At 65.1% G+C, this 26,189-nt stretch carries 21 protein-coding genes, 1 tRNA gene and 1 pseudogene; 12 read left to right on the top strand and 11 right to left on the bottom strand.

Annotation, left to right across the window (positions count from 1 at the left end; translation table 11 throughout):
- Positions 1-93 precede the first annotated feature (93 nt).
- The 8 genes from ASE39_RS20930 to ASE39_RS20965 form a co-directional block, all read right to left on the bottom strand.
- Positions 94-2,310, bottom strand: coding sequence for a hypothetical protein (locus ASE39_RS20930; protein WP_140426849.1), 2,217 nt, complete (start codon positions 2,308-2,310; stop codon positions 94-96).
- A 126-nt stretch (positions 2,311-2,436) separates the two neighbouring features.
- Positions 2,437-4,656, bottom strand: coding sequence for a hypothetical protein (locus ASE39_RS20935; protein ID WP_057272402.1), 2,220 nt, complete (start codon positions 4,654-4,656; stop codon positions 2,437-2,439).
- A gap of 266 nt (positions 4,657-4,922) precedes the next feature.
- Entirely contained in the window at positions 4,923-5,756 is an 834-nt protein-coding gene (locus tag ASE39_RS20940; RefSeq protein WP_057272403.1) for a M90 family metallopeptidase, read from the bottom strand.
- A gap of 36 nt (positions 5,757-5,792) precedes the next feature.
- Positions 5,793-6,602 (bottom strand): UDP-2,3-diacylglucosamine diphosphatase, encoded by an 810-nt coding sequence (locus tag ASE39_RS20945; RefSeq protein WP_057272404.1) that lies wholly within the window; start codon positions 6,600-6,602, stop codon positions 5,793-5,795.
- 163 nt (positions 6,603-6,765) lie between these two features.
- The gene (locus tag ASE39_RS20950; protein ID WP_010460411.1) at positions 6,766-7,272 is read right to left on the bottom strand and encodes a peptidylprolyl isomerase; all 507 of its coding nucleotides are present in this window, start codon (positions 7,270-7,272) and stop codon (positions 6,766-6,768) included.
- Positions 7,273-7,310: 38 nt separating this feature from the next.
- The gene (locus ASE39_RS20955) at positions 7,311-7,892 is read right to left on the bottom strand and encodes a peptidylprolyl isomerase (protein ID WP_029413587.1); all 582 of its coding nucleotides are present in this window, start codon (positions 7,890-7,892) and stop codon (positions 7,311-7,313) included.
- Positions 7,889-9,175: a L,D-transpeptidase family protein gene (locus ASE39_RS20960; RefSeq protein ID WP_057272405.1), complete on the bottom strand. Its 1,287-nt coding sequence runs from the start codon at positions 9,173-9,175 to the stop codon at positions 7,889-7,891. Before ASE39_RS20960 ends, ASE39_RS20955 begins: the two co-directional genes overlap by 4 nt.
- An 84-nt stretch (positions 9,176-9,259) precedes the next feature.
- The gene (locus tag ASE39_RS20965) at positions 9,260-10,375 is read right to left on the bottom strand and encodes a nuclear transport factor 2 family protein (protein WP_057272406.1); all 1,116 of its coding nucleotides are present in this window, start codon (positions 10,373-10,375) and stop codon (positions 9,260-9,262) included.
- 212 nt (positions 10,376-10,587) lie between these two features.
- On the opposite strand from ASE39_RS20965, the gene cysS reads away from it, so the two are divergent.
- From cysS to ASE39_RS21000, 7 genes and pseudogenes are all read left to right on the top strand, one after another.
- Positions 10,588-11,970 carry a cysteine--tRNA ligase gene (gene cysS / locus ASE39_RS20970; protein ID WP_057272407.1) on the top strand — a complete coding sequence of 461 codons (1,383 nt, stop codon included), beginning with the start codon at positions 10,588-10,590 and terminating at the stop codon, positions 11,968-11,970.
- A gap of 48 nt (positions 11,971-12,018) precedes the next feature.
- On the top strand, positions 12,019-12,690 hold the full coding sequence (locus ASE39_RS20975; protein WP_057223150.1) for a DNA-3-methyladenine glycosylase: 672 nt from the start codon (positions 12,019-12,021) through the stop codon (positions 12,688-12,690).
- An 87-nt stretch (positions 12,691-12,777) separates the two neighbouring features.
- Positions 12,778-13,755: an acetyl-CoA carboxylase carboxyltransferase subunit alpha gene (locus ASE39_RS20980; RefSeq protein WP_010460423.1), complete on the top strand. Its 978-nt coding sequence runs from the start codon at positions 12,778-12,780 to the stop codon at positions 13,753-13,755.
- A 165-nt stretch (positions 13,756-13,920) separates the two neighbouring features.
- Entirely contained in the window at positions 13,921-15,774 is a 1,854-nt protein-coding gene (locus tag ASE39_RS20985; protein ID WP_057272408.1) for a methyl-accepting chemotaxis protein, read from the top strand.
- Positions 15,775-15,902: 128 nt separating this feature from the next.
- A complete protein-coding gene (gene tilS, locus ASE39_RS20990) occupies positions 15,903-16,868 on the top strand; it encodes a tRNA lysidine(34) synthetase TilS (RefSeq protein WP_057272409.1) in 966 nt (321 codons plus the stop codon).
- Between the two features lie 91 nt (positions 16,869-16,959).
- Positions 16,960-17,503 (top strand): annotated as a pseudogene (locus tag ASE39_RS20995) (ACT domain-containing protein); the annotation flags it as partial.
- Between the two features lie 42 nt (positions 17,504-17,545).
- Positions 17,546-17,638, top strand: a tRNA-Ser gene (locus tag ASE39_RS21000).
- Positions 17,639-17,742: 104 nt separating this feature from the next.
- Here ASE39_RS21000 and ASE39_RS21005 read toward each other — a convergent pair.
- From ASE39_RS21005 to ASE39_RS21015, 3 genes are read right to left on the bottom strand one after another with little or no spacing between them, the layout of a single operon-like run.
- Positions 17,743-18,174, bottom strand: coding sequence for an RNA-binding S4 domain-containing protein (locus tag ASE39_RS21005; protein ID WP_029413597.1), 432 nt, complete (start codon positions 18,172-18,174; stop codon positions 17,743-17,745).
- Positions 18,171-19,637 (bottom strand): sensor histidine kinase, encoded by a 1,467-nt coding sequence (locus tag ASE39_RS21010; RefSeq protein WP_057272410.1) that lies wholly within the window; start codon positions 19,635-19,637, stop codon positions 18,171-18,173. The genes ASE39_RS21005 and ASE39_RS21010 overlap by 4 nt, the downstream gene beginning before the upstream one ends.
- Complete coding sequence (locus ASE39_RS21015; protein WP_057272411.1) at positions 19,634-20,332, bottom strand: response regulator transcription factor; 699 nt, start codon at positions 20,330-20,332, stop codon at positions 19,634-19,636. The genes ASE39_RS21010 and ASE39_RS21015 overlap by 4 nt, the downstream gene beginning before the upstream one ends.
- A gap of 113 nt (positions 20,333-20,445) precedes the next feature.
- Between ASE39_RS21015 and ASE39_RS21020 the strand changes: the two genes are divergently transcribed.
- The 5 genes from ASE39_RS21020 (at position 20,446) to ASE39_RS21040 (ending at position 26,087) form a co-directional block, all read left to right on the top strand.
- Entirely contained in the window at positions 20,446-21,405 is a 960-nt protein-coding gene (locus ASE39_RS21020; protein ID WP_010460433.1) for a tripartite tricarboxylate transporter substrate-binding protein, read from the top strand.
- Positions 21,406-21,486: 81 nt separating this feature from the next.
- Positions 21,487-22,005 carry a tripartite tricarboxylate transporter TctB family protein gene (locus tag ASE39_RS21025; RefSeq protein ID WP_057225060.1) on the top strand — a complete coding sequence of 173 codons (519 nt, stop codon included), beginning with the start codon at positions 21,487-21,489 and terminating at the stop codon, positions 22,003-22,005.
- Positions 22,006-22,017: 12 nt separating this feature from the next.
- Positions 22,018-23,523: a tripartite tricarboxylate transporter permease gene (locus ASE39_RS21030; protein WP_029413600.1), complete on the top strand. Its 1,506-nt coding sequence runs from the start codon at positions 22,018-22,020 to the stop codon at positions 23,521-23,523.
- A gap of 240 nt (positions 23,524-23,763) precedes the next feature.
- A complete protein-coding gene (locus ASE39_RS21035; RefSeq protein ID WP_057272412.1) occupies positions 23,764-24,468 on the top strand; it encodes a DUF2325 domain-containing protein in 705 nt (234 codons plus the stop codon).
- A 107-nt stretch (positions 24,469-24,575) separates the two neighbouring features.
- Positions 24,576-26,087 (top strand): sigma-54-dependent Fis family transcriptional regulator, encoded by a 1,512-nt coding sequence (locus ASE39_RS21040; protein ID WP_010460441.1) that lies wholly within the window; start codon positions 24,576-24,578, stop codon positions 26,085-26,087.
- The last annotated feature ends 102 nt before the right edge of the window (positions 26,088-26,189 follow it).

The raw sequence follows: 26,189 nt of genomic DNA on the forward strand, positions 1-26,189 counted from the left end.
CTGGTGTCGCGTGGGCAGCTTCACCGCAGTGCTCGCGATGGATTGCCCACGCGGCCCTTGGCGCCTCTGGGCGTCAAGGGCCCAGCCCATTCGTCAGGGCAGTTTGACGGCCGCCACGGCGTTGGACGTGGAGATGAAGAGCGTGGTGTCGCGCACGGCAAGGCCCCAGGGTTCGTCAATGAGGCCGGGCAGGTCTCCCGCCGCAAATCCCTGGCCCCAGGGTTGGCCCACCAGCGTGCTGACCTGGCCATCTGCCCCAATCTTGCGCACGACGCGATGGATGGGGTCACTCACATAGACGTTGCCCTTGGCATCGGCCGCCAGGTGCGCCCGGGAGTCGGAGAGTGCAGCAAGCTTTTCCACCGTCAGTTGTGCCTGCGATACCGGGCCGTCCACAAGTCCGGGCGGCACGTTAGCGCGGCCCGCCAGGGTGCTCACCATGCCAGCAGGCGTGATCTTGCGGATGGTGGGGCCCACGCCCGTGATGAAGTGGTAGAGCCCATCCACCACATACAGATTGCCTGCCGGGTCCAGGGCCATGCTGCCCAGCCCCGAGAACAGCGCCGAACCGGCAGGGCCGTCTGCATGCCCCCGTGCGTTGGGGTTGCCTGCAAACAGGCTGACGGCACCGGTCGGGTTGATCTTGAAGATCACGCCTTGCAGCGACGATGCGTACAAGGTGCCCGCATCGTCGGCGACCAGGCCCGTGATGCCAAGATCCAGAAATGCTGGGATGGCATTTAACTGAGCGGACAGGTCCGAAAAAACTTCGACGTTGCCTGCGGGCGTGGCCTTCAGGATGCGCTTGAGAGAGTAGGAGTAGATGTTTCCGGCACCATCCACGGTGAGTGCTTCAGGGCCGCAGAAGGCGACTTCGTTGATTGGCCCCGTGATTTGCGAGCACGGGTTTTTAACCCTGCCCAGGGTGCCTACCATGCCATCCGGCTGAATGGTTCGAATAGCTGCGTTGTTACGGTCACGCACATACAGGGTGCCTGATTTGCCCATGGCCAGCGCCCCCGGGCCGTCAAACCGGGCTGTGCTCCCGCTGCCATCGGCCCAGCCAGGGCTGGGTGCCGTTCCCACTTTCAAGTCGGCAGCGCCATCGCGGGGGTAGCGGTGGATCAGTGCGTAGCTTTGGAAACTGCTGGACGCGCTGCTTTCGGTGACGAGGAAGCGCCCTTGGGCATCCACCGCGAGGCGTTTGGCAGCGCAAAAGGCAGGCGGCAGGCCATCGGCGCCGAAGGCGCAGTCCGCTGCGCGCCGCACGGTGGTGACGGAACCATCGGCAGCGATCTCGCGCAGCGGCGTGCCAAGGTGCCTGTCCAGCACAAATATCCGGTTGGAGCGGTCTATGGCAATGGCTTGCAGTTCGCCAAACTTGGCCGCTGATGCCGAACCGTCCACATGGCCAGCGTTGCCCTGGGCCACGGTGCCTGAGAGCAGCGTGGCCTGTCCACCGGGCGCAAATTTGCGCACCACATGGTCGTTGGGATCGGCGGCGTACAAGGCCCCGGCGGAGTCGGTCGCCAATTGCACCGGGTAGAAGCGCGCAGGGTTGTTGCGCCCTTGTCCTGGCGTCGGAATCTGGCTGACCTTGAACACCACGGTGCTGACCACGCCGGCTGGTGTGATTTTGCGGATGGGGTTGCCCGTGGGCTCGGCAGGCAGGGTCTGCGTCAAAGGTGCCCATTCAGAGACATAGACATTGCCATCTTTGTCCACGGCAATGCTGGTGGGGCTACACAGCGTGGCCGCCGTGCCGATGCCGTCGGCATTGCCACATACGCCCACCTGGCCGGCCAGCGTGGTGACGTTGCCGGATGCATCGATCTTGCGCACCAGGTGGTTGCCGGTGTCGGCCACATAGGTGTTGCCCGCCGCGTCCACGGCCACGGCCTGCGGCGCGTTGAAGCGTGCGGCGGTGCCTGCGGCGTCCAGATACCGTGGCCCCGGGCTGCTGGCATCGCTGCGGGTGGGGCCGCCGCCCGCGAAGGTGGTGAGTTGCCCGGTGGGCGAAAGCCTGCGAATGGTGTGGTTGCCTGGATCAGCGATCAGCACATCGCCGTTGGATGCCAGTGCCATCCCGCCGCTTTCCGTGCTGATCTTGGCTGCGGTACCCTGGCCATCCTGCATACCCGGCCCATCGGTCGTGCCGGCAAGCACTGCCAAGGGAGTGGACGGGGGAGGAGGCGGCGGCGGGGGCGACGTGTCGCCCGAGCCTCCGCCGCAGGACACGAGCGCCGCAACGGCCAGGGATGCCAACAGCGCCATGGGCGGCCGAGGGACACTAAACAGGGAACCTTGCATGGTGGTGTTCCTTTGGGATGAATGAAGGGGTCTGGAACGTGCGGCGGGGGCCGCACGCCGGTGTGACGATGTGACGATGTGACGATGTGCCATCGCGCATCGGGCGGCGCTGCGCGCGTGGCAGGCTCACTGCGCCGGCAGCTTCACCTGCGCCACGGCGTTGGGCATGGAGAAATAAAGCATGTTGTCGCGCACCGCGATCCCCGCCGGCCGGTGGATGAGGCCTGGAAGATCGCCCGCCGCAAAGCCGGATGCGCCGAACTGCCCCACCAGCGGGCTGACCCGGCCGTCCGGGGTGATGCGGCGGACCACGTGGTGGGCGCCGTCGGTGATGTAGACATTGCCCTGCGCGTCCACGGCAAGCGCGGCCGTCTGCTGCGGGTACCTGAAGCCCAGGTCCACCGTGAACACTGCGGCGGCGCCAGTGCCGTCCGCGTAGCCCGGCGCAGCCGCGGGGTTGCCTGCCAGGGTGCTGACTATGCCCGACGGTGTGATCTTGCGGATGGTGGGCCCGATCTTGTTGACTTCGTGGAACAGGCCGTCAACCACATACACGTTGCCGGCCGCATCTGTGGCCATGTTGCCCAGCGCGGAAAACTGCGCCGCCGCACCCTGCCCGTCCGCATGCCCGACGGTGCCCAGGCTGCCGGCGAGCAGGGTCACCTCGCCCTTGGCATCGATCTTGTGAATGGTGCCTTTGAACGTGGACACGTAGACATTGCCCGTCCGGTCGGCGGCGATGCCCGAGGCTACGCTGGTGAAGAAGGTCGGTACCTTGTCCAGCAGAGGCTTGAGGTCCGCCCACAGCGCCGCCTGGCAAGCGCTGGTCTTGAAAACGCGCGCTTCCTGGAGGGTGTAGAGAGCGCCTGCGCCATCGGTGGCCAGGGGCGCGGTAAAACTGGAGAGCACCTCGCTGCCCAGCCCGCCCACCGTGGTGCAGTGCCCGCCCGGTGTACCCAAGGTGCGCACCACGCCGTCAGGCATCACGGTGCGCAGCGACCGGTTGCCGTCATCGCGCACGTACAGCGTGCCCGAAGGGCTCCACGCCAAGGCACCGGGGGCGTCAAACCGGGCGCTGCCGCCCTGACCGTCGTCCGCGCCCGGCGCGGAGGCAAGGCCGGCCACCAGGGCCGATGTGCCCTGGGGTGAGTAGCTGCGCAGCTGCGAGTACTGGAACGTGTCGCCTTGCATCCCGTATTCGGAGACAAGGAAGCTGCCATCGGGCCTGACCGTCATCTGGTTGGCGAGGCACAGGCTGCCCGGCGCACGGGACTCGGTGCATCCCTGTGCGCGCAGCAGAGTGGTTACGCTTCCGTCGCTGCCAATGCGACGGATGGCCGGCAGGCCCGTGTTGTCCAGCACGAACAGGCGGTCTGCCGCGTCGAACGCCATCGCCTTGAAGGCGCCGAACTTCGCCTGCGAGGCCGTGCCGTCGGTGGTGCCCTGGTTGTTGGGGCCGACGGTGCCCGACACCACAGTGGCCTGGCCGTCGGTCGCATACCGGCGCACCACGTGGTCGTTGGGGTCGGCGGCATACAGGACGCCCGTGGAGTCGGTGGCCAGATGTACTGGGTAGTAGATCTGGATCGGGGGGCCGGAGAAAAAGATGGACGTCGGGTACTCACTGGCCTTGCTGGTCAGTGTGCTCACCTGGCCGGTGGTGGAGATCTTGCGGATGGGATTGGCGGCGGACAAGGTGGTCGACGACGGCCTGGTTTCCGCCACGTACACGGTACCGGCCTTGTCCACGGCAATGCTGGAAGGCCGGCAGAACGTCGCGGTGTCGGACGTGCCATCCTGGTTGCCGCACACGCCCAGCTTGCCAGCCAGAGTGGTCACCGCTCCTGTGGGGCTGATCCTGCGCACCAGGTGGTTTTCCGTGTCGGCCACATACATGTTGCCGGCGGTGTCCACCGCGACCGCCTTGGGCTGGTAGAAGCGGGCAGCGGGGCCGTCGCCGTCGGCATGGTTGGACACGGCGCCGGTGTGCACCCAGCCGCCACCTCCTGCCACGGTGGTGATGTGCGCGGAGCCGGCGTTGAGCTTGCGCACCCGGTGGTTGCCCGTGTCCAGGAAGACCACGTCACCTTGGGGCGTGACGGCCATGCCCCCCACATCGACCCCCACGCGGGCGACGCCCGGGGCGGGCCCGTCCTGGGTGCCCGCGCCATCGGCATTGCCCGCCAGCAGCGACAGGGCCGTGGCCGGGGCCGGAGGAGGGGGTGGAGGGGCCGAAGGCCCCGAAGAATCCCCGGAACCCCCGCCGCAAGCATTGAGCAACGTGACCACCAATGCGGCCAGCGCGCCAACACGCCTGAGCCGATCCCTGGATGCAATGCCAGACATGAAAACTCCCAGATATCGTTCGTTAGTGACACCATGCAGCTATGGCGGCAGAGGCACAACAGTAGCGCCTCATTAGAAAATGAGGCGCAAAAAGGAAGGTCTAGGGCTCAAATCGTTTCAAACAGAAACACAATTCTTCGCCAAGCCCGTCAAGCGCATGCGTGGGTCGCCCAAAAGGCTGCTGGGTCGCCCAAGGCAATTGCTTTGGTGTAGCAAGTTCGGCAGGGGAGTTGCAGAGGTTTGTTGCGCCACGCTCTGGGCTTTTGTTAGGAGCGGGCGGAATCTTCAGTAACAAAGAACGCGTCCAGCACCGGCATCAGCCCTGGAAACTCCTGCGCAAACCGATCCCGGTTCACAAAATATGCCTCGCAGGCCACCGCAAAGAACTCGGACTGCGATGTGGCCCCATACGCGTCCAGCCAGGGTCGTTCGGCGCCAAAGCGCTCGGCCAGGATCACACGCTCGCGGAACTGTTCATAGGCCGGCTCCCAGGCATTCCACCAAGCCTCGTAGGCAGCGCGGCCGGTGCGTGCGCCCAGGAAACCAGCGGGCAACGGTGGGCAGCCATTGGCCTCGCCGCTGCGCATGTCGAGCTTGTGAACGAACTCGTGCACCACCACGTTGTGGCCGCGCTCAGTGTTCTCACGCCCGTTGGAGGCGTGCTCCCAGCTGAGCATGATGGGGCCGCGTTCCATGGCCTCGCCCAGCAGCACCTGCGTGTGTTCATGCACCACGCCGGCTTCGTCCACCGTCTTGCGGCGTGCCACCGCCTCGCCGAGGTGCAACACGATGGTCACGAAATCGTCGTACCAGTCCAGCGCCTTCGCCGGGTCGCCCCAGTGCAGCAGGGGCAGGCAGGCCTGCGCCGCAATGTCGATGGCCATGGCGTCGGTCACCACCAGGCCGTGGGCACCGTGGAATTCCTTGTGGTGCAGGAAGAGGGCGCTGAGCGCGCGCAGTTTGGCCTGGTCATGCAGCGACAGCGCCGCCAAAAAGGGGTAGCGCCGGAGGGTCTGCAGCCACAGGGCGGCGGAGATGTCGGGCACAGGGGCCACCGTGGCGCGGACACGGCTCCAGAGCCGGTTGAAAAGAGGTGGCATGGCGATCGAGCAGCGGGAAGTGAAACCCCGCACAGTTCAGGATCGCTCGTACATGGGGGCCATGGGAAGCCGTTCCAAGCCCGCGCGGGACAAACGCAGTATTTCCGCGCGGGGCGGGAATGCTGCAGCGTCCCAGTCGCTCAGCACCACGCGCTGCAGGTTCGAAGCCAGCTGATGGTCGGCCGGGCGGTGGGTGTGCCCGTGGAGCAAGGTGTTTGCCTGGGCCGCCTGCAGCCAGGCGATGGCTGCGGGGCCGTCTACGTCGGCGTAGGTGACGCCGGACTGCTTGCGCGCCTCGCTCTCCTGGCGGATGCCGCGTGCCTGCGCACGGCGGGTGGCCAGGGGCTGTGCCAAAAACTGCTGTTGCCATTCGGCGCTGCGGGCCTGCAAACGAAAGCGCTGGTACTCGACATCGTCCAGGCACAGCAGGTCGCCATGGCTGAGCACGAAGCGCTGGCCAGAGAAGGTCAACACGGTCGGGTCTGCCAGGCCCGTGATGCCACACTGCGCAAGGAACGCTGGGCCCGCCAGAAAGTCGCGGTTGCCGTGCATGAAATACAAGGGCAGGCGCTGGGCTGCCGCCCTGAGGGCCGCGCAGCCCTCGGCCTCGAAGCTGCCGGTCTCGGCAATGGCGTCGTCGCCCACCCAGACCTCGAACAGATCACCCAGGATGAAGAGGGCATCCGCTTCGGTGGTTGCCAGGTAGTGCTGCCATGCGGCCACAGTGGCGGGCTCGCTGGCCTGCAGGTGCAGGTCCGAAATGAATTCGACCATGCGCCAGTGCGAGGGAGCGGCAAGCTCCTCGAACCGGGGCACGGTCGTCACGGCGGGGCCTGAATGGTTCATTCCTTGCGCTGCAGCGTGCAACTGGCGGCCGACACTGGCGCGGCCTCGGCGGCAGACGCCGAGCAAGGGCCGCCCCGCAGCGAGGGCGTCGTCCCCCTTACCGCAGCGCGCAGCGTTGCGAGAGAAGGGGGAAAGCGCGCAGCGCCACAGGGGGATGCCATGCTCAGAGGGCGACGGCCTTTTCGATGATCACGTCTTCCTTCGGCACGTCGTCATGGAAGCCCTTGCGGCCGGTCTTCACGGCCTTGATCTTGTCCACCACGTCGGCGCCGCCAACCACCTTGCCGAACACGGCATAGCCCCAGCCCTGGGCCGAGGGGGCGGTGTGGTTCAGGAAGCCGTTGTCCGCCACGTTGATGAAGAACTGGGCGGTGGCCGAGTGCGGGTCGCTGGTGCGGGCCATGGCCACGGTGTAGTTGGCGTTCTTGAGGCCGTTGTTGGCTTCGTTCTCGATGGGCGCGTCAGAGTTTTTCTGGTTCATGCCGGGCTCAAAACCGCCGCCTTGCACCATGAACCCGGGGATCACGCGGTGGAAGATGGTGTTGTTGTAGTGGCCCTTGTTCACATACGACAGGAAGTTGGCCACCGACTTGGGGGCCTTGGCTTCGTCGAGTTCGAGGGTGATGACGCCGTAGCCGGCAATGTGCAGTTCGACTTGGGGGTTGCTCATGGCAAGGTTCTTTCGATCAATGAATCAACAAAAAGGGATTACTTCACCAGCGTGGCGGAGTTGATGGTGACGGGGGTGGTGGGCACGTTCTGGTGCGGGCCCTTGTTGCCCGTGGCCACGGCCTTGATCTTGTCGACCACGTCGTTGCCGCTCACCACTTTGCCGAACACGGCATAGCCATGGCCGTCCGGGCTGGGGGCGTTGAGCATGGCGTTGTCCTTCACATTGATGAAGAACTGCGACGTGGCGGAGTTGGGGTTGCCCGTGCGCGCCATGGCGATGGTGTAGTTGTCGTTCTTGAGGCCGTTGCTGGCTTCAAGGGGAATCGGGGCCTTGGTGGGCTTGGGGATCAGGTCGGCGGTGAAGCCGCCGCCCTGGATCATGAAGCCGTCGATCACGCGGTGGAACACTGTGCCGTCATAGTGCTTGTCCTTGACGTAGCCCAGGAAGTTCTCGACCGTCTTGGGCGCCTTGGCAGGATCGAGCTGGACCACGATGTCGCCCATCGAGGTGGACAGCTTGACCTTGGGGGCATCCTCCGCATGCACGGATGCTACTGAAAACATAGCTGCTAGCGCAACACTGGCAAGCGCCAGGGTCGAATTTCTTCTGGAAATCATCCAATCACTCCTTCGAAAAATATCTGCCATTGTTGGCCCCGCCGCGCCCAGTACTGGCGCTTGACGGGGCCCGTGCGGGCGCCTTCGGCGACTTCGCCGAACGTTACCACCATGGTGTCGGCGGAATCTGTCCAGCGCAGGTAAGACTTGTCCTTGAGGTGTAGTTCCCTGCCCCGCAGTGCGCGGGTCTCGGTCTTGAGCACCTGGGACCATTCTTCCAGCGGCTTCTTGCGGTAGCTCTGGAAATCCGGTGCGTAAAAGCCCAGCAGGCGCTTCATGTCGCCTTCGGTCTTGGCGCTGCGCCAGGCGTTGAGCACCGCGTCGAAAGACTTGCGGTCTGCCTGAACGGCGTGCGGTGCCACCCACTGCAGCTGGCGGGCGATGACCACGGGCGTTGAGCGGGGCTCCACGGTGCGCAGAATGCGTTCCAGGTCGGGGTTGGCCAGCACCAGGCAACCGTCGGTCGCCAGGGGCGCGCGGGCAAACTGATCGGGCGGCGTGCCATGCAGCCAGATGCCGCTGCCAGTCTTGCCCCGGCTCTGGTCCAGGGGGTTGGGGTAGTTGATGGGCAGGGCGCCTGCGCCGTAGAAGTCCTTGAGCGTGGCGGGGTCCAGCCGGCTGGTGATGAAGTAGACCCCGAGCGGCGTGCGCTGGTCGCCTTCCAGGTTTTTCTCGATGCCCAGCTTGCCCACCGAGGCGTAGTAGTCCGCAATCAGCTGCAGGCCTTTTGGGGTGTTCTCGAAAAGATACAGGCGTGAGCGCGAAGCGTCCACGGCAATCGCATGGCGCGAGCGGGGCGAGAGCTCCAGGAACTGGGCTGGAATGCTGTGTGCTGGCGGGCGGCTGCGTTGGGCGTCCACGCGCTGGCGCGACTCGTTGCGCAGTTCTTCCAGGGTGGTGGCCACCTGCAGGCTGCGCGCCGTGTCGGGTTCTGGCACATCGCCCATGCGGCGGATGGGCCGCGTGCGTGACATCAGCAGGTCGCCCACGGCCAGCTGCGCGAGCTGGAAGTTGGGATAGTCGCGCGCCAGGGTTTCGGCCTGGGCCAGCGCCTCGCGGCTGCGGCCTTCCGCGATGAGCTTGTAAATCGCCAGCAGGCGTGCTTCCGCCTGCCCGTCGCGCAGATCGGGCGACTTGGCGGCGGCCGGTTCTGCCGCAGAGGAGGGGGCTGTGCGGCCGACCTTGCCGCTCTGGGCGTGCGCGGGCGCCGCCTGCAGCAGTGCGGCGAGGAAAAAAGTGCCAGCCGCGGCACGGCGGCCTGGTGCGGACAGCTCCACAAACATGCGCGGTTTCAGGTTCAGGCCTTCAGGGGCGGGCCGCAGAAAACGCCCGCGCTGCAGGCGCAGGCCCGGCGTCGGGGCTCAAAGTCAACCGCCGGTGGATTCGCGGACGATCGTCCAGCGGCCGTTGTGGTTCACCAGATCCAGCGTCTTGCGGCTGGTTACGTTGAGAGCATCGGCGGTGTAGGCCTGGCGAAAGCGGGCAGTGGCCTTGCTGCCATTGACCGCAACGCTGATATCGGACAGCTGGACGCTGATCTTGGATTTGCCCACGATGCGCGCCTCGCGCTCTTTTTCCCAGACGGCGCGCGTCTGGCGGCCGGGTGGATCGAAGGATTTGTCGTAGGCACCCAGGTAGCCTGGCATGTCTTTGGAGGACCAGGCGGTGGCCCATGCCTGCACGGCGGATGTGACGGCCTGGACGGTGGCAGCGTCGCTCGCCGCCGCTGCTGGGGCGGTGGCGGGTGCTGCGGCAGCGGCCTGGGTTTGGGTTGTCGCAGGAGCGGGTGTAGCGGCGGGAGCTGGCGCTGGTGCCGGTGTGGGGGCTGCCGCCGGGGCCGGGGCCGGTGCAGGCGCTGGGGCGGCTGCGGTTGGCGCGGGCCGCTGCGTGGCCACTATGGCGGGGGCCGGCGCGGTAGCGGGTGCGGTGGCAGCAGGACGGCCTGGCTTGCCGGTGGCATCGGGTGCGAATAATTCGCGGATCAGCGCCAGCTTGGGTTTGACGGAGTTAGCGTTGGTGGCATCGAGCTGCAGCGCCTTGTTGTATGCCTGGCTGGCGAGCTTGGCGTAGATGTCGCCGAGGTTCTCGTGGGCGGTGGCGTAGCTGGGGTTGGTGCGGATCGCCATCTCCAGTGCCGTGCGGGCCTTGTCCAGCTGGTTCTGGTTGGCGTAAAGCACTGCCAGGTTGTTGTAGGGCTCGGGCAGCTCGGGATACTCTTCCGTCAGCTTGGTGAAGGTGGTGATGGCATCGGCGGGCTTGCCCGAATCTGCCTGTGCCACGCCGCGCAGGAAGCGCAACTGCGGGTCGCGTGGGTTGGCTGCCAGGCGTTGGTCGGCCTTGGCGAGCGCGTCAGCGGGCTTGCCGGCCTTGATCAGCTGGGTGATTTCCGTGTAGTCGTCGGCCTGGGCCGCGCCAGTGCCCACAAGCGCGGTCAGTGCCAGCAGGCGCAGGAGGCGTGGAAGTGTGCGGCGGACTTGCTTCATGGGGGCTTCAAAGGTGTTGGGCAGCGTCTGTCCCGGGCGGGGGCTTATACTGCGGCGGATTGTAGCTGAGGGGGTTGTCATGACGGTACGCTGTTGCCGCGGGTGATTTCGCTGGACGCCCCTCGCTGGGCCAACCCCCACCAAGGGGCCGCCGCCCCCTGCTGCCGGGGCTCATTTCGCCCACCCCATCAAGTCTCCGTTACTGAAATCCCATGAGTTTGCGCATCTACAACACGCTGTCGCGTGCATTGGAAGACTTTTTCCCGCTCGAACCTGGCCATGTGCGCATGTATGTGTGCGGCATGACCATCTATGACCTGTGCCACATCGGGCACGCCCGCATGATGATGGCGTTCGATGTCGTGCAGCGCTGGCTGAAAAGCACTGGCTACCGCGTCACCTATGTGCGCAACATCACGGACATTGACGACAAGATCATCAAGCGCGCGCTGGAGCGGGGCATCACCATCCGTGCCCTCACCGACGAGATGATCGCCGCCATGCACCAGGACATCGGTCTGTTGGGCATCGAGCCGCCCTCGGTCGAACCCCGCGCCACCGAATACGTGCCCCAGATGCTCTCGCTCATCGGCCAACTGGAAGGCAAGGGCCTGGCCTACCGCGCCAGCAACGGTGACGTGAACTATTCCGTGCGCAAGTTCGACGGCTACGGCAAGCTTTCGGGCAAGTCGCTCGATGAACTCCGGGCGGGTGAACGCGTGGCGGTGCTCGACGGCAAGGAAGACCCGCTCGACTTCGTGCTGTGGAAGTCCTCCAAGCCCGAGGAGCCGCCCGAGGCCAAGTGGGACAGCGAATTCGGCTCCGGCCGCCCTGGCTGGCACATCGAGTGCTCGGCCATGTGCGGCGCCACGCTGGGCGAGACGTTTGACATCCACGGCGGCGGGGCCGATTTGCAGTTCCCGCACCACGAGAACGAAATCGCCCAGAGCGAGGGCGCCACCGGCAAGCCACTGGCCAATTTCTGGGTGCACAACGGCTTCGTGCGTGTGGACAACGAGAAGATGTCCAAGAGCCTGGGCAACTTCTTCACCATCCGCGACGTGCTCAAGACCTACGACGCGGAGACGGTGCGCTTTTTCATCGTGCGCGCCCACTACCGCAGTGCGCTGAACTACAGCGATGCCCATCTGGACGACGCGCGCCAGGCCTTGAAGCGCCTGTACACCGCGCTGAGCCTGGTGGCACCCGCCGATGTGGCAAGCATTGATTGGGCCGACCCTCACGCCGCGCGCTTCAAGGCGGCAATGAACGAAGACTTCGGCACGCCCGAGGCGGTGGCCGTGCTGTTTGACCTGGCAGGTGAAGTCAACAAGACACGTTCAGCCGGGTTGGCGGGACTGCTCAAGGCGCTCGGAGGTTGCCTGGGCATCTTGCAAGGTGACCCCAAAGCCTTCCTGCAGGCGGGGGCGGGCGGGGTGGACGAGGCGGACATCCAGGCGCAGATTGCGGCCCGCGCTGCGGCCAAGGCGGCCAAGAACTTCGCGGAGGCCGACCGCATTCGCAATGCGCTGCTGGCCCAGGGCATCGTGCTGAAGGACTCCGCCGCAGGCACCACCTGGGAAGCTGCGCAGTGATCTTCAAATATCTAGTGAAAAACGCCCCTGCGGCAGACAGGGTTTGCGGTGGCTGCTACTAAAAAAATAGCGCCAGATGCCCTGGTTGCAGAACCCGCGCTGGCCACGCCCGACTACTGGGCCGAGGCGTGCAAACACCTGGTGAAGAAGGACCGGGTGATGAAGCGCCTGATCCCGCAGTTTGGCGATGCCGCATTGCAGAAACGCGGCGACGCGTTCACCACGCTGGCGCGGTCGATCGTGGGTCAGCAGGTCTCGGTGAAGGCCGCGCAGACCGTGTGGGAGCGTTTTGTTGCGCTCCCCCGCAGCATGAAGCCCGCCTCCGTGCTCAAGCTGAAAATCGACGACATGCGTGCTGCCGGCCTGTCGGCCCGCAAAGTGGACTACCTGGTGGACCTCGCCATCCACTTTGAAGAAGGCAAGCTGCACGTGAAGGACTGGGCGGCGATGGACGACGAAGCCATCATTGCCGAGCTGGTCGCCATCCGCGGCATTGGCCGCTGGACGGCGGAGATGTTCCTGATCTTCTATCTGATGCGGCCCAACGTATTGCCCCTGGACGACCCAGGGTTGATTGCTGGCATCAGCCACAACTATTTCTCGGGCGACCCCGTCAGCCGCAGCGACGCCCGCGAGGTGGCCGAGGCCTGGAAGCCCTGGAGCAGTGTGGCGACTTGGTATATTTGGCGCTCGCTCGACCCATTGCCCGTTGCTAACTGACGCGCTTTAGAAAACTCGTTAACCGTCGGTTACAGTGCGTGCCATTCATGGCTGCCGCAACCGTCGCGATCCCCTAGGAGAAAAACGTTGGCGAAAAAAACCTTTCTGGATTTCGAACAGCCGATTGCTGAACTCGAATCCAAAATCGAAGAACTGCGCTACGTGCAGACCGAGAGTGCCGTCGATATCTCGGAAGAGATCGACCAGCTGAGCAAGAAGAGCCAGCAACTCACCAAAGACATCTACAGCGAGCTGTCGCCCTGGCAGATCACGAAGATTGCCCGCCACCCCGAGCGTCCCTACACGCTCGACTACGTGCGTGACATCTTCACCGACTTTGTCGAACTGCATGGCGACCGCCACTATTCAGACGACCTGTCTATCGTGGGTGGGTTGGCGCGTTTCAACGGCCACGCCTGCATGGTGCTGGGCCACCAGAAGGGGCGCGACACGAAGGAGCGCGCGATGCGCAACTTCGGCATGAGCAAGCCAGAGGGCTACCGCAAGGCCCTGCGCCTGATGAAGACGGCCGAGAAGTTCAAGCTGCCCGTGTTCACTTTTGTGGACACGCCCGGAGCCTATCCCGGCATTGACGCCGAAGAGCGCGGCCAGTCCGAGGCCATCGGCCGCAACATCTTCGAGATGGCGCAGCTGGAAGTGCCCATCATCACCACCATCATTGGCGAAGGCGGCTCCGGCGGCGCACTGGCCATCAGCGTGGGCGACCAGGTCGTGATGCTGCAGTACGCCATCTACTCCGTCATCAGCCCCGAAGGCTGTGCCTCCATCCTCTGGAAAACCAGCGACAAGGCCCAGGAGGCTGCCGATGCCCTGGGCATTACCGCCCACCGCCTGAAGGCCCTGGGTCTGGTGGACAAGATCGTGAGCGAGCCCGTGGGCGGTGCCCACCGCGACCACAAGCAGATGGCCGCCTTTCTGAAGCGCGCGCTGGGCGACGCGTTCCGTCAGGTGGCCGACCTCAAGACCAAAGACCTGCTGGACCGGCGCTACGAGCGCTTGCAGAGCTACGGCCGCTTCAGCGACACCAAGGCCGACAGCCGCTGAGCGATTGGCAGTCTCTCGCGCATTGCGCCCACGGCCCTTCGGGGCCGTTGTTGTTTTTGCAGCAAGAACCTGGTGCTCTGCGCACTCACCCCGACTGGCGCACAGCCTGATACCGGATGTAACATGGCCTACGGCCGCCCGTGCGGTTGGATGAAGGGGTGCTCCATGTCGCTTCTGAAGACTCTCAAGGGCCAGATTCTGGTGCTGTCTGCCATGTGCATGGTGGCGGCCCTGCTGGTGTTGACCCTGGTCAACTATTTTTCGGCGCGCGGGCAGGCGCAAGTGTCGCTGGCGGAGGAGGGCCTGGCCACGGCCAAAAGCCACGCCGAAACCATCGAAGAGTGGGCCCGGGCCAAGGCGGCGATCATTGCGGCGTCCGTCACCGCCTTTGAAGAGCCCGAGCCCGCCAAGTCACTGGCCATGCTGCGTGACGCAGGCAAGTTCAGCACGGCTTACTTTGGCTATGCCGACAAGAAGTATGTGTTTTCCGAAGCGCGCAATTTGCCCGCCGACTACGACCCCACTGCGCGGCCCTGGTACAAACAGGCGGCGCAGGCCGGCACATCGGTGGTCACGCCGCCCTACATTTCAGCGTCTGACCAGAAGCTTGTTGTGACGTTCGCCATCCCGGTCGGCGCAGGCACAGCCCTCAAGGGCGTAGCGGCGGGCGACGTCTACATGGAGTCGGTGGTGGCCAACGTAGCCTCCATCCGGCCCACGCCCCAGAGCTTTGGTTTCCTGGTGGCAGCCGATGGCAAGATCATTGCCCACCGCGATCAGGCGCTCACCCTCAAGCCCATTGCGGAGCTTTCCAAAGACCTCGCCATCGACAAACTGGTGGCAGCCGCCAAAGACAGCAGCACCCTGCTGCCAGCAGACATTGGGGGGCGCAGCCGCCTGCTGAGCGTGGTCCCCATCGCGGGCACCTCTTGGATGCTGGTGGTGGCGCTGGATGAGAGCGAGGCAATGGCTCCCATCCGCTCGATGCTGGCCACATCCCTGGTCTCCAGCGTGCTGGTTCTGGTGGTGGCCGTGGGGCTGCTCGGCGTGATCCTGACCCGGCGCCTGCGCCAGCTGACCTTGGTGCGCGACGCCATGCACGAGATCGGTGCGGGCGACGGCGATCTCTCGCGCCGCATCGACGCGCAGGGCGAGGACGAACTGGCACAAATTGCCGCCAGCTTCAACAGCTTTGCGGGCAAGCTCTCGGGGGTGCTGGCGCAGATCCGCGATGCGAGCAGCTCGGTGCGTGTGGCCGCCGAAGAGATTGCCACCGGCAACCAGGACCTGAGCGGGCGCACGGAACTCACGGCGTCTAGCCTGCAGGAGACCTCGGCCTCCATGCAGCAACTGACCGAAACCGTGCGCCACAACGCAGACTCTGCCCGGCAGGCCAACCAGCTGGTGGCCCAGGCGTCCAGCGTGGCGCAGCACGGCGGACAGGTGGTGGGCAACGTGGTGACCACCATGGAGCAGATCAACGCCGCGTCGCGCAAGATCAACGACATCATTGGCGTGATCGACGGCATTGCCTTTCAGACCAACATCCTCGCGCTGAATGCGGCGGTGGAGGCAGCACGCGCCGGCGAGCAAGGTCGTGGCTTTGCAGTGGTCGCGAGTGAAGTGCGCAGCCTGGCCGGGCGCAGTGCGGAGGCTGCCAAGGAAATCAAGCAGCTCATCAGCGCGTCGGTGGAACAGGTGGAAAACGGCTCGCGGCTGGTGCACGACGCGGGTACCACCATGAACGACATCGTGACCTCGGTGCAGCGCGTGACGGACATCATGGCCGAGATCACGGCATCCACCAACGAACAGAGCACGAGCATCAACGAGGTGGGGCAGGCGGTATCGCACCTTGACCAGATGACCCAGCAGAACGCCGCGCTGGTGGAGCAAAGCGCCGCAGCCGCGCAGAGCCTCAAGGACCAGTCGGTGCGGCTGTCGGAGGTGGTGGGCACGTTCCGTCTGTCCTCCGATGCCTCGCATGTCGCACCGCGTTTGTCTGCACCGGTTGCTTGATGGGGCAAAGAGTGTGAGAAGAAGGGAGGGCGCCCGCGATAATCGGCGCCCATGTACTCCCGCCCTGTCCATTGCTTTTGTGCACCTGATGCGGCACCACCGTTTCGTGGCGCAGGCCGGGTGCCGGAATGACCCAATCGTTCGATGCTGCCATGCAGGCGTTTGCGCCCGCACTGCCGCTGGCCGTGGGGCTGAGCGGCGGGGCCGACTCCACGGCACTGCTGCTGGCCTGTGCGCGCCGTTGGCCCGGGCAGGTGCGGGCCATCCATGTGCACCACGGCCTGCAGGCGGCGGCCGATGGGTTCGAGCAACATTGCGCTGCCTTGTGCCAAGACCTTGGTGTGCCGCTGTGGGTGGAGCGGCCGGACGCCCGCCACGCCCCTGGCCAGAGCCCCGAAGATGCTGCCAGGCAGGCAAGATACAAAGCTTTTGAGGCTGTAGCGCTTGCCAGTAAAGCGCAATTAGCTATTAAATCAATAGCAATCGCACAACACGCGGACGATCAGGCCGAGACGCTGCTGCTGGCGCTGTCGCGTGGCGCGGGCGTTGCCGGGCTGGCCGCCATGCCCGCCCGCTGGGAACGCGCCGGCGTGGTGTGGCACCGCCCGTTGCTGCCGGTGGCCGCCATAGACATCCGCAGCTGGCTGCGGGCGCAGGGGCAGGGTTGGGTGGAAGACCCCACCAACACCGACCAGCGCTACACCCGCAACCGTATTCGTGCACAACTGTTGCCCGCACTGGAGGCCGCCTTTCCCGCGTTTCGCGATACGTTCGCCCGCTCGGCATCCAACGCCGCGCAGGCGGCGGAACTGCAGGGCGAACTGGCGCAGCAGGATCTGGCACAGGTTGGCGTACCGCCGCAGATCACCGCGCTGCAGGGCTTGAGCCGGACGCGCCAGGCGAATGTGCTGCGCCACTGGTTGCGCCAGTTCCACCACACCACGCCCGCGGCGGCGCAGCTGGGCGAGTTGCTGGATCAGGTGGCCGTCTGCACAACACGCGGCCACCGCATCCACATCAAGGTGGGGCGCGGATTTGTGGTACGGGCCGGGCCAAATATCGATTGGCACAGTCCCCAGGTTTTGCTCCCCTGATCGCACGAAAATTGGCGGCGCGCCACAACCGTGTTTTGCCTGGCGCCGTGTCTTCGGAGGCGCCACCCCAACAATTCCAATGGCATGGATCGTTCACGAAGAAGCCGGGTCCGGCACACTGATCACTTGTGAGGAAGACGAAAAAAATGGAACAAGCCGTTGTATCCGGCATCGCTTGCAACCGCGATGAAGCCAAGATCTCCGTGCTGGGCGTGCCCGGCAAGCCCGGCATCGCTTACCTGATCCTGGGCGCCGTGGCCGAGGCCAACATCGAAGTGGACGTGTTCATCCAGAACGTGGGCAAGGACGGCAAGACCGACTTCAGCTTCACGGTCCATCGCGGCGACTGTGCGCGCACGGTGGACTTGCTCAAGGAAAAAGTGGCGCCTGCACTGGGCGCGCAAGAGGTCGTTGGCGACACCAAGATCTGCAAGGTCAGCATCGTCGGCATCGGCATGCGCAGCCATGTGGGCGTGGCCAGCAAGATGTTCCGCGTACTGAGCGAAGAGGGCATCAACGTCCAGATGATCTCCACCTCCGAAATCAAGACGTCGGTCGTGATCGACGAAAAGGACGTCGAACTGGCCGTGCGCAGCCTGCACAAGGCGTTCGAGCTGGACCAGGAAGTCGCCTAAACCGCCAGAAGCGCCTCAGAAATGGGGCATAATAGTGGGATTGGAAACGTGACCGAGTGGCCGAAGGTGCTCCCCTGCTAAGGGAGTATGGGGTGTAGAGCCTCATCGAGGGTTCGAATCCCTCCGTTTCCGCCAAGATAAAGCCCAAGTGATTCATTCACTTGGGCTTTTTTCTTTGGGCCATCTGTCTTTTCAGCCTGTCTTGCAGAGCCTTTCAAACCCGCAAGCCCACGCTGCGCTCATTCGTCGATGGAGGCACTCCAGCGGCTGCCCCACTCGCCCCCTTTGTTGCTCACTTTGTCGATCTCGCGCCGATCGCGTTTGGTGGGGCGGCCTTCGTGCAATGTGGCGGCGGGTTCGGGGGCCAGGCGGCGCAGTTCTGCGGCCTTCTCGCGGGCGGCGATGCTGTCGGGCGTCTCCTCATACAGCTGCTGCGCCACCGGCGCGGGCCCGCGCGCCCCGCTCAGGCCCCGGACCTGCACGGTGCGGGCCACTGGCCCTTGGCGCAGGGCCACGGTGTCGCCGCAGCGCAGATCCCGCGCAGGTTTGGCCAGCTGGCCATTGACCGTGACGCGGCCCTTGCCGATCTCTTCGGTGGCCAGACTACGGGTTTTGTAGAAGCGGGCGCACCACAGCCACTTGTCGAGCCGCATTGTCTCCAGGGTGTTCATACGGGGGATTGTGCCGCGTGGAGAGAGCCGCCCATGTCAGCCGATGGCGCGGCCAGCGGCAGGCGCACCACGGCGTCCAGCCCTGCCATCCTGCTGCCCACCATGCGGTTGGTCAAAGCGATGCTGCCACCGAGGGCTTGCACGATCTCATGGCAAATGGCCAGGCCCAGGCCACTGCCCGTGCGCACATCGCCTGCTGAAAAGGGCTGGAAGAGGCGCGTCGCCAATTCATCGTCGATGCCGGGGCCGTGGTCGCTGATGGTCAGCGCCACGTGGTGGCTGTCGGTGCGCAGGTCCACGGTGAGTTCGCTGCCCTGCGGGGCATGGCGCACCGCGTTGTGCAGCAGGTTGCGGCTTAGCTCACGCAGCATCCATTCATGGGATTGGACCAATGCCGGCTCGGTGTGTATGCCGAAGTCCAGGTCGCGCTGGGCGATCAAGGGCGAGATCTCCAGCGCCACGGTGCGCAGCAGTTCGTCCAGCCGCGTGGCCGGGGGGGTGCTTTGCTGGCGCAGTTGCTCTACCTTGGCCAGCGCCAGCATTTGGTTGGCCAGCTGCGTGGCGCGGTCCACCGTATCGCTGATCTCCTGCAGTGCTTGCTGGGGCTCCACATCGCCGCGCAAGGCAGACTGCACCTGGGTCTTGAGCACCGCCAGCGGCGTGCGCAGCTGGTGCGAGGCATCGCGCACGAAGCGCTTTTGGTGCCGCAGCAAGTGGCGAAGGCGTTGCATGACCTCGTTGGTGGCATCGATCAGCGGCTGCAGCTCGCGCGGGGTGGACGGGGCGGCGATGGGGCTCAGGTCGCCCTCCTTGCGCCCTTGCAACTGCAGACTCAGCTGCCGCACGGGGTGGATGGCCCGCTGCACCACCAGCACCACGGTCAACGCGATCACGGCGATCAACAGTGCCTGGCGCAGCAAGGTATTGCGCAGAATCTGCAGGGCCAGCGTTTCGCGCACTTCCAGGGTTTCGGCCACCTGAATCACGGCCATGGCGCGGCCTTCGGAACTGGCCACGGGCTGCAGCAGCACGGCCACGCGCACATCGCGGTCGCGGAAACGGTCGTCATAAAAATCCACCAGCGCGGCATAGGGTGGCCGGTCCGGGATGGTCCCGCGCCAAACAGGCAGCTCGTCAAAGCCCGACACGATCTCGCCGCGCAGCGTGGATACGCGGTAGAACATCTGGCTCTGGTTGTCGGCCTCGAAGGCCTCCAGCGCTGAATAGGGCACGATGGCGCGCAATTGCGCGGCGTCGTCGTAGCCCCGCACATCCAATTGTTCGCTGATGCTTTTGGCCGACGCCAGCAGGGTGCGGTCGTAGGCCGTATTGAGCGAGGCCAGGGTTTGCTGATAGAGGCTATAGGTGTTGAAACCAATGAACAGCGCCACTGGCAGCAGGATGCCCAGCAGCAGGCGGCGGCGCAGCGAAGGGTGGCGGGGCGAGCCCTTTGATCCTGTCATGTGTCGGCCCGCAGCAGATAGCCCAGCCCGCGCAACGTCATCAGGGTCAGTCCGGTGCCTGCCAGCTTCTTGCGCAGGCGGTACACCACGACCTCAATGGCCTCGTACTGCACATCCAGCTGGCCGGGGAACACCAGTTCGTACAGCCGCTCCTTGGTCACGGCATGGCCTGGCTGGGCGAGCAAGGCGTGCATCAGCGCCAGTTCGCGTGGTGTCAGCTCCATCACTTCGCCATTCAGGTAGAGCGCGCCGCTGTCCTTGTCGTAGCGGATGGCGCCGATCTGCACGGTGCTGGGCGCCATGGGAGTGCCGGGGGCAGGGTCGGCGCTGCGGCGCACCAGGGCGCGCAGGCGTGCTTCCAGTTCATCCAGATCAAAGGGTTTGGGCAGGTAGTCGTCGGCCCCCGCGTTCAGGCCCATCACACGGTCGCCCACGGTGCCGCGTGCGGTGAGGATGAGCACGGGGGTGCGCAGTCCGCGCGAGCGGGCCTGTTGCAGCACCTGCAGGCCATCCAACCCTGGCAGGGTCAGGTCCAGGATCACCGCATCGGGCTGCCGGGCGGCCCATTGACTGAGTGCTGCACGGCCGTCTCCCACGGCGGTGACTTCCATGCCACGGCGTGTCAGTGCGCGGTGCAGCGTGGCCTGCATGGTGGGGTCGTCTTCAACAAGAAGCAGTTGCATGCGCGGCACCATATCACCGTCTCATTGTGCGGGGCGCATGAGTGTTTTCCCTGAGTCCACGGACAGCCGTTTGACAGGCAGGGCGCGCATCATCGAGCGGTTCGCAAACCTTACAAGGAGACTCCATGCGTCGCGATATCTTCCTCAAATCGCTGGCAGCCATGGCCGCTGCAGGCGTGCTGCCCGTTTCGGCCCAGAGCGCACCGACCCTCAAGATGATGATCCCCGCCAACCCTGGCGGTGGCTGGGATTCCACGGGCCGTGCCTTGGGCAAAGCCATGCAGGATGCAGGCGCCGCATCGTCGGTGTCCTATGACAACAAGGGTGGCGCTGCGGGTGCGATCGGCCTGGCCCAGTTCGTCAACGCCAGCAAGGGCGACCCGAACGCCATGATGGTGATGGGCGCCGTGATGCTGGGTGGCATCATCACCGGCAAGCCGCCGGTGGGCCTGGACAAGGTCACGCCACTGGCACGTTTGACCAGCGAATACAACGTGTTCGTGCTGCCCGCCAATTCGCCTTTCAAGTCCATGAAGGATGTGGTGGACCAGCTCAAGAAAGATCCTGGCAGCGTGAAGTGGGGCGGTGGTTCGCGTGGTTCCACCGAGCACATCGCAGCCGCGATGATCGCGCGCGAAGTGGGCGTGGACCCTTCCAAGATCAACTACGTGGCTTTCCGTGGGGGTGGTGAGGCCACCGCCGCCATCCTGGGTGGCAACGTCACCGTGGGCGGCAGCGGCTACAGCGAGTTTGCCGAGTACATCTCTGCGGGCAAGATGCGCGCCGTGGGCGTCACCTCGGGTTCGCGCCTGAAGGGCGTGAACGTGGCCACGCTCAAGGAGCAGGGCATCAACGTCGAAATCGGCAACTGGCGCGGTGTGTATGGCGCACCCGGCATCACGGCCGAGCAGCGCAAGGCGCTGATCGACGCGCTGGCGAAGACCTTCAAGCACAAGGCCTGGCAAGATGCCATGGAGAAGAACGGCTGGACACCCGCCTGGATGGCGGGTGACGAGTTTGCCAACTTCGTGGATGCCGAGTTCGCCAGCATGCGCGCCACGATGGCCAAGTCCGGAATGATCTGAAGCAAGGCGCGCCAGTCGCCTTCAACCCTGTGGGGGGGTGGTGGCGCTGCCGCAGCAGTGGTTGGTGCGAAGGAAAAAAACATGACACAACAACATTCGTCGCGCTCCAAGCCCTTGCAGACCCTGATAGGGGCGGGGCTGGTGGTGCTTGCGCTGTGCCTGGCTTGGGGCGCCAGCTCGGTCAGCTCTGAAGCTGGCTATGGCGGTGTAGGCCCCAATTTCTTCCCCTGGATGGTCAGCATTGCCTTGCTGATCTGCGGTGTGCTCTGCGTGGTGCATGCCCTGACCGGGGGGTTCCGCGAGCTGGAAGAAGGATCGGGCGACGAGCGCGCCCACTGGAAGGGCTTCATCTGGGTGTCGGCCGGGCTGCTGCTCAATGCCCTGCTCATCACGACGCTGGGCTTTATCCTGAGCTGCGCGCTGTGCTTTGTGCTGTCGGTGCGGGGCTTCCGGAGTTCCGAAGGCGAGCTGGACCTGCGCCTGCAGGCCTGGATCAAGGATTCTTTCATCGGTGTGGCCGTGGCCGCCCCGGTGTACTGGATGTTTACGCAATTGCTGGCCATCAACCTGCCCGGCCTGACCAACACGGGGTGGCTGTAAAGCCTGCACGCTATGGAAACGTTGAATCTCTTGATGCAGGGTTTTGCGACCGCTGCGACCCCCATCAACCTGATGTGGGCCTTCGTGGGCTGCATGATCGGCACTGCGGTCGGCGTGCTGCCCGGCATCGGGCCCGCAGTGGCCGTGGCCATGCTGCTGCCCATCACCGTCAAGGTCGAGGCCACGGCCTCCATGATCTTCTTTGCCGGCATCTACTACGGAGCCATGTACGGCGGCTCCACCACCTCCATCCTGCTCAACACACCCGGTGAGGCCGGGTCCATGGTGACTGCCATGGAGGGCAACAAGATGGCCAAGAACGGCCGCGCCGGCGCAGCGCTGGCCACGGCCGCGATTGGCTCGTTTGTTGCGGGCACCATTGCCACGGTGCTGGTCACGTTTTTTGCCCCATTGGTGGCTGAATACGCCGTGCGCCTGGGCCCGCCCGAGTACTTCATGCTCATGGTGCTGGCCTTCACCACCGTGAGCGCGGTGCTGGGCAAGAGCACGCTGCGTGGCATGGTCGCCCTGTTCGTGGGGCTGGCAATGGGCCTTATCGGTATCGACCAGATCTCGGGCCAGGCGCGCTACACCGGCGGCGTGCCCGAGCTGATGGATGGCATCGAGGTGGTGTTGATCGCCGTGGGCCTGTTTGCGGTGGGTGAAGCCTTGTACAACGTCATGTACGAAGGCAAGTCCGACGAGACGCAGAACCGCCTGACGAGCACACACATGACCAAGGAAGAGTGGAAGCGCTCGTGGCCGGCCTGGCTGCGTGCCACGTTCATCGGCTTTCCGTTCGGCACCATCCCTGCAGGCGGCAGCGAGATCCCCACCTTCCTGAGCTACGCGGCTGAAAAGAAGCTCAGCAAGAACAAGGAAGAGTTCGGCACCACCGGCGCCATCGAAGGCGTGGCTGGCCCCGAGGCCGCCAACAACGCGGCCATCACGGCCACGCTGATCCCGCTGCTCACGCTGGGCATCCCCACGTCGAACACCACGGCCATCCTGCTGGGCGCGTTCCAGAACTACGGCATCCAGCCCGGGCCGCAGCTGTTTGACACCAACGGTGCGCTGGTGTGGGCGCTGATTGCGTCGATGTACATCGGCAACGTGATGCTGCTCATCCTGAACCTGCCCCTGGTGGGCCTGTGGGTGAAGCTGCTGAACATTCCCAAGTCGTACCTGTACGCGGGCATTCTGGTGTTCTCCACGCTGGGCGTGTATGGCATGCGCCAGAGCGCGTTCGACCTGGTGCTGCTGTATGCGATTGGCCTCTTGGGTGTGGTGATGCGCCGCTTTGACTTCCCGGCCGCACCAGTGGTGGTGGGCATGATCCTGGGCCCCTTGGCCGAGGCGCAGATGCGCAATGCCGTGTCGATTGGTGAAGGCAAGTGGACCATTTTCCTGGAACGTCCAGGCTCGCTGACACTGATCATCATCGTGCTGGCCGTGCTCATCCTGCCGCGCCTGCTGCGGCGTTGGGCGGCGCGCAAGCTGGCGTTGGCACAGACCTGACCTGCGCGCGCAGTGCGCGTCCTTCACCCACAAAAAAACCGCGCTGAAATGGCGCGGTTTTTTGTTTTTTGGGTAGCCGTCGGGAGGGGCGATTTCTTAGAACAGGTTCTTAGCGTTTGCGCAAGCCAGACACCGGAGGCTTCATGCCTCCGGTGTCCTCCCCACCAAGGTGACTTGCGTGCTCACAAGCCGCGAATCGTACCATAAAATGCGAATAATTCTTATTTGCAAAGGTGGCGCATGCAATCACTTCCGCAGGAGTTTCTGGCGCTGTGCCGCCAATTGGGCGATGCGCAAAAGCGCTGCAGCGCCACGGTGTCTGCCCAGGCGGCGCAGATTGTGGCCCTTCAAACCCAGGTGGTGCGACTGCGTGCCGAGGTGATCGTGCGGGACACGCGCCTTGCCCTGGCGCAGGACGAACTGGCGCAGATCAAGGTCGCGCACCCCAGCCTGCCACGCCGCCGGGCGATGGCCCGCCACATCAGCGTGCTCGTCGACCGCATTGCGAGCCTGTCGCGCGAATGCCTGCGCTGGCGGCTGGCAGCCCAGGCGAAGGTGGCGCCGGCCCAGGCTGCGGAGCCCCCCCGGGGCCACCCCGCGAGGGCCGGTGGTGTTGCCAACCACCCGCCTCAGCGCTGGGCGGTGGACCGCACCGCCTCCACTGGGCTGCGGGACGGCTCGCTCGATGCCAACCTGGCCGCTGCCGATTTGGTCATCTGCCAGACCGGCTGCATCAGCCACGACGAGTACTGGCGCGTGCAAGACCACTGCCGCCGCACAGGCAAGCCCTGCATCCTGGTGGACCAACCCCTGGCCGTGCGCGAGGCCGAGGCGCTGGCCGCCATCCAGCCCATGGTGATTCTGCGCATGACGCGCGCGCAGTGTCCCGTGGGCAGTGCGCCGGTGGTCGATGGCGTCATGATTTTGGATAAAAAAAGCCGCTAGCGCTTTATGGATTTGCGCTAGTAGCTATAAAAATAGTAGCAATCGAGCTGCATGTTGTCTGCGGTGTGACTGCACTTGGCCAGACCCCGCCGCGCTACCATCCGCAGATGCCCTTGCTCACCGATGACGCCCCCGCACTGCCGCTGGATGCCCAGGGCATTCTTGAACTGGCGGCGCGCTCCATGTTCCAGCTGTTCTCCAGCGTCAGCCAGGGCATGTTCCTGGTGGACCGAAGCGGCCGCATCGTGTGGGTGAACGAGGGCTATCAGCGCTTTCTGCCCGACCTGGGTTTCTCGTCGGTCGATCAGTTTGTCGGGCGCACGGTGGAGGAGGTCATCCCCAACACCCAGATGCGCCGTGTGCTCGAAACCGGCCAGCCCGTGCTGATCGACCTGCTCACCAACAAGGCCGGCACCTTTGTGGTCAGCCGCATCCCGCTGCGCGACGATGCCGACCGCGTGATAGGCGCCATTGGCATCGTGCTGTTTGACCACCCCGAGACCACACTGCAGCCGCTGATCAGCAAGTTCGCGCTGCTGCAGCGCGACCTGGACGACGCGCGGCGCGAGCTGGCCAGCCAGCGCAGCCGCTCGCTGGCCGTGGCGGGCGACGGCGAGCGGCGCGCCAAATACACCTTTGCCAGCTTTATCGGATCGAGCCCCGCAGCGGCCGAGGTCAAGCGCCAGGCGCGGCGCGCGGCGCAGTCCAGCAGCCCAGTACTGCTGCTCGGCGAGACCGGCACAGGCAAGGAGCTGCTGGCCCACGCCATCCACGCGGCATCCAGCCGCGCGAGCGGCCCGTTTGTGAGTGTCAACATTGCCGCCGTGCCCGACACGCTGCTCGAAGCCGAGTTCTTCGGCGTAGCCCCCGGCGCCTACACCGGCGCCGACCGCAAGGGCCGCGACGGCAAGTTCAAGCTGGCCGACGGTGGCACGCTCTTCCTCGACGAAATCGGTGACATGCCGCAAAGCTTGCAAGCCAAGCTATTGCGGGCCTTGCAGGAGGGGGAGATCGAGCCGCTGGGCTCCAACAAGCTGGTGCCCTTCAACGTGCGCATCCTGGCGGCCACCTCGCGCGACTTGGCGACGCTGGTGCGCGAAGGCAAGTTCCGCGAGGATTTGTTCTACCGCCTGCACGTGCTGCCTGTGCGTGTGCCACCGCTGCGGGCGCGCCGCACCGACATCCCGGCGCTGGTCGAGGCGCTGGGTGAAGACCTGGCCCTGCGCAACGGCACGGCCCCGCCCGAGCTGCTGCCCGACGCCATGGCGTTGCTGGCGGGCCAGCCCTGGCGCGGCAACATCCGCGAGCTGCGCAATGTGCTGGAGCAGGCCGTGATGCGCAGTGACTCCCCGTCCATCGACGCGGCGCAGCTGGAGCGCGTGCTGCGTGAAGCCGGCGTGGAGCCTGCCGCACCCGCTCCTGTGCAGGACGCCGCCCCGATGGGCGATGCCGAGGATGAAAGCCGCTACCTGCGGCCGCTGTCCGAACAGGTGGCCGAGCTGGAGCGGCGTGCCATCGCCGCGACCCTCAAAGCCCATGGCGGCAACAAGCTCGCCACGGCACGTCAGCTGGGCATCTCGCGGGCCACGCTTTATGGACGTCTGGAAAACCCTGAATAAATATTGGGCATATGTCTGATTTATAGACAATTTATTTGTCTATAAATCAGACTGTGTCGCACAGGTGTCAGCAGAAGTTTCATAAAAATCAACAGCTTGCGT

The organism is Acidovorax sp. Root267 (assembly GCF_001429215.1).
Taxonomy (GTDB): Bacteria; Pseudomonadota; Gammaproteobacteria; order Burkholderiales; family Burkholderiaceae_C; genus Acidovorax; species Acidovorax radicis.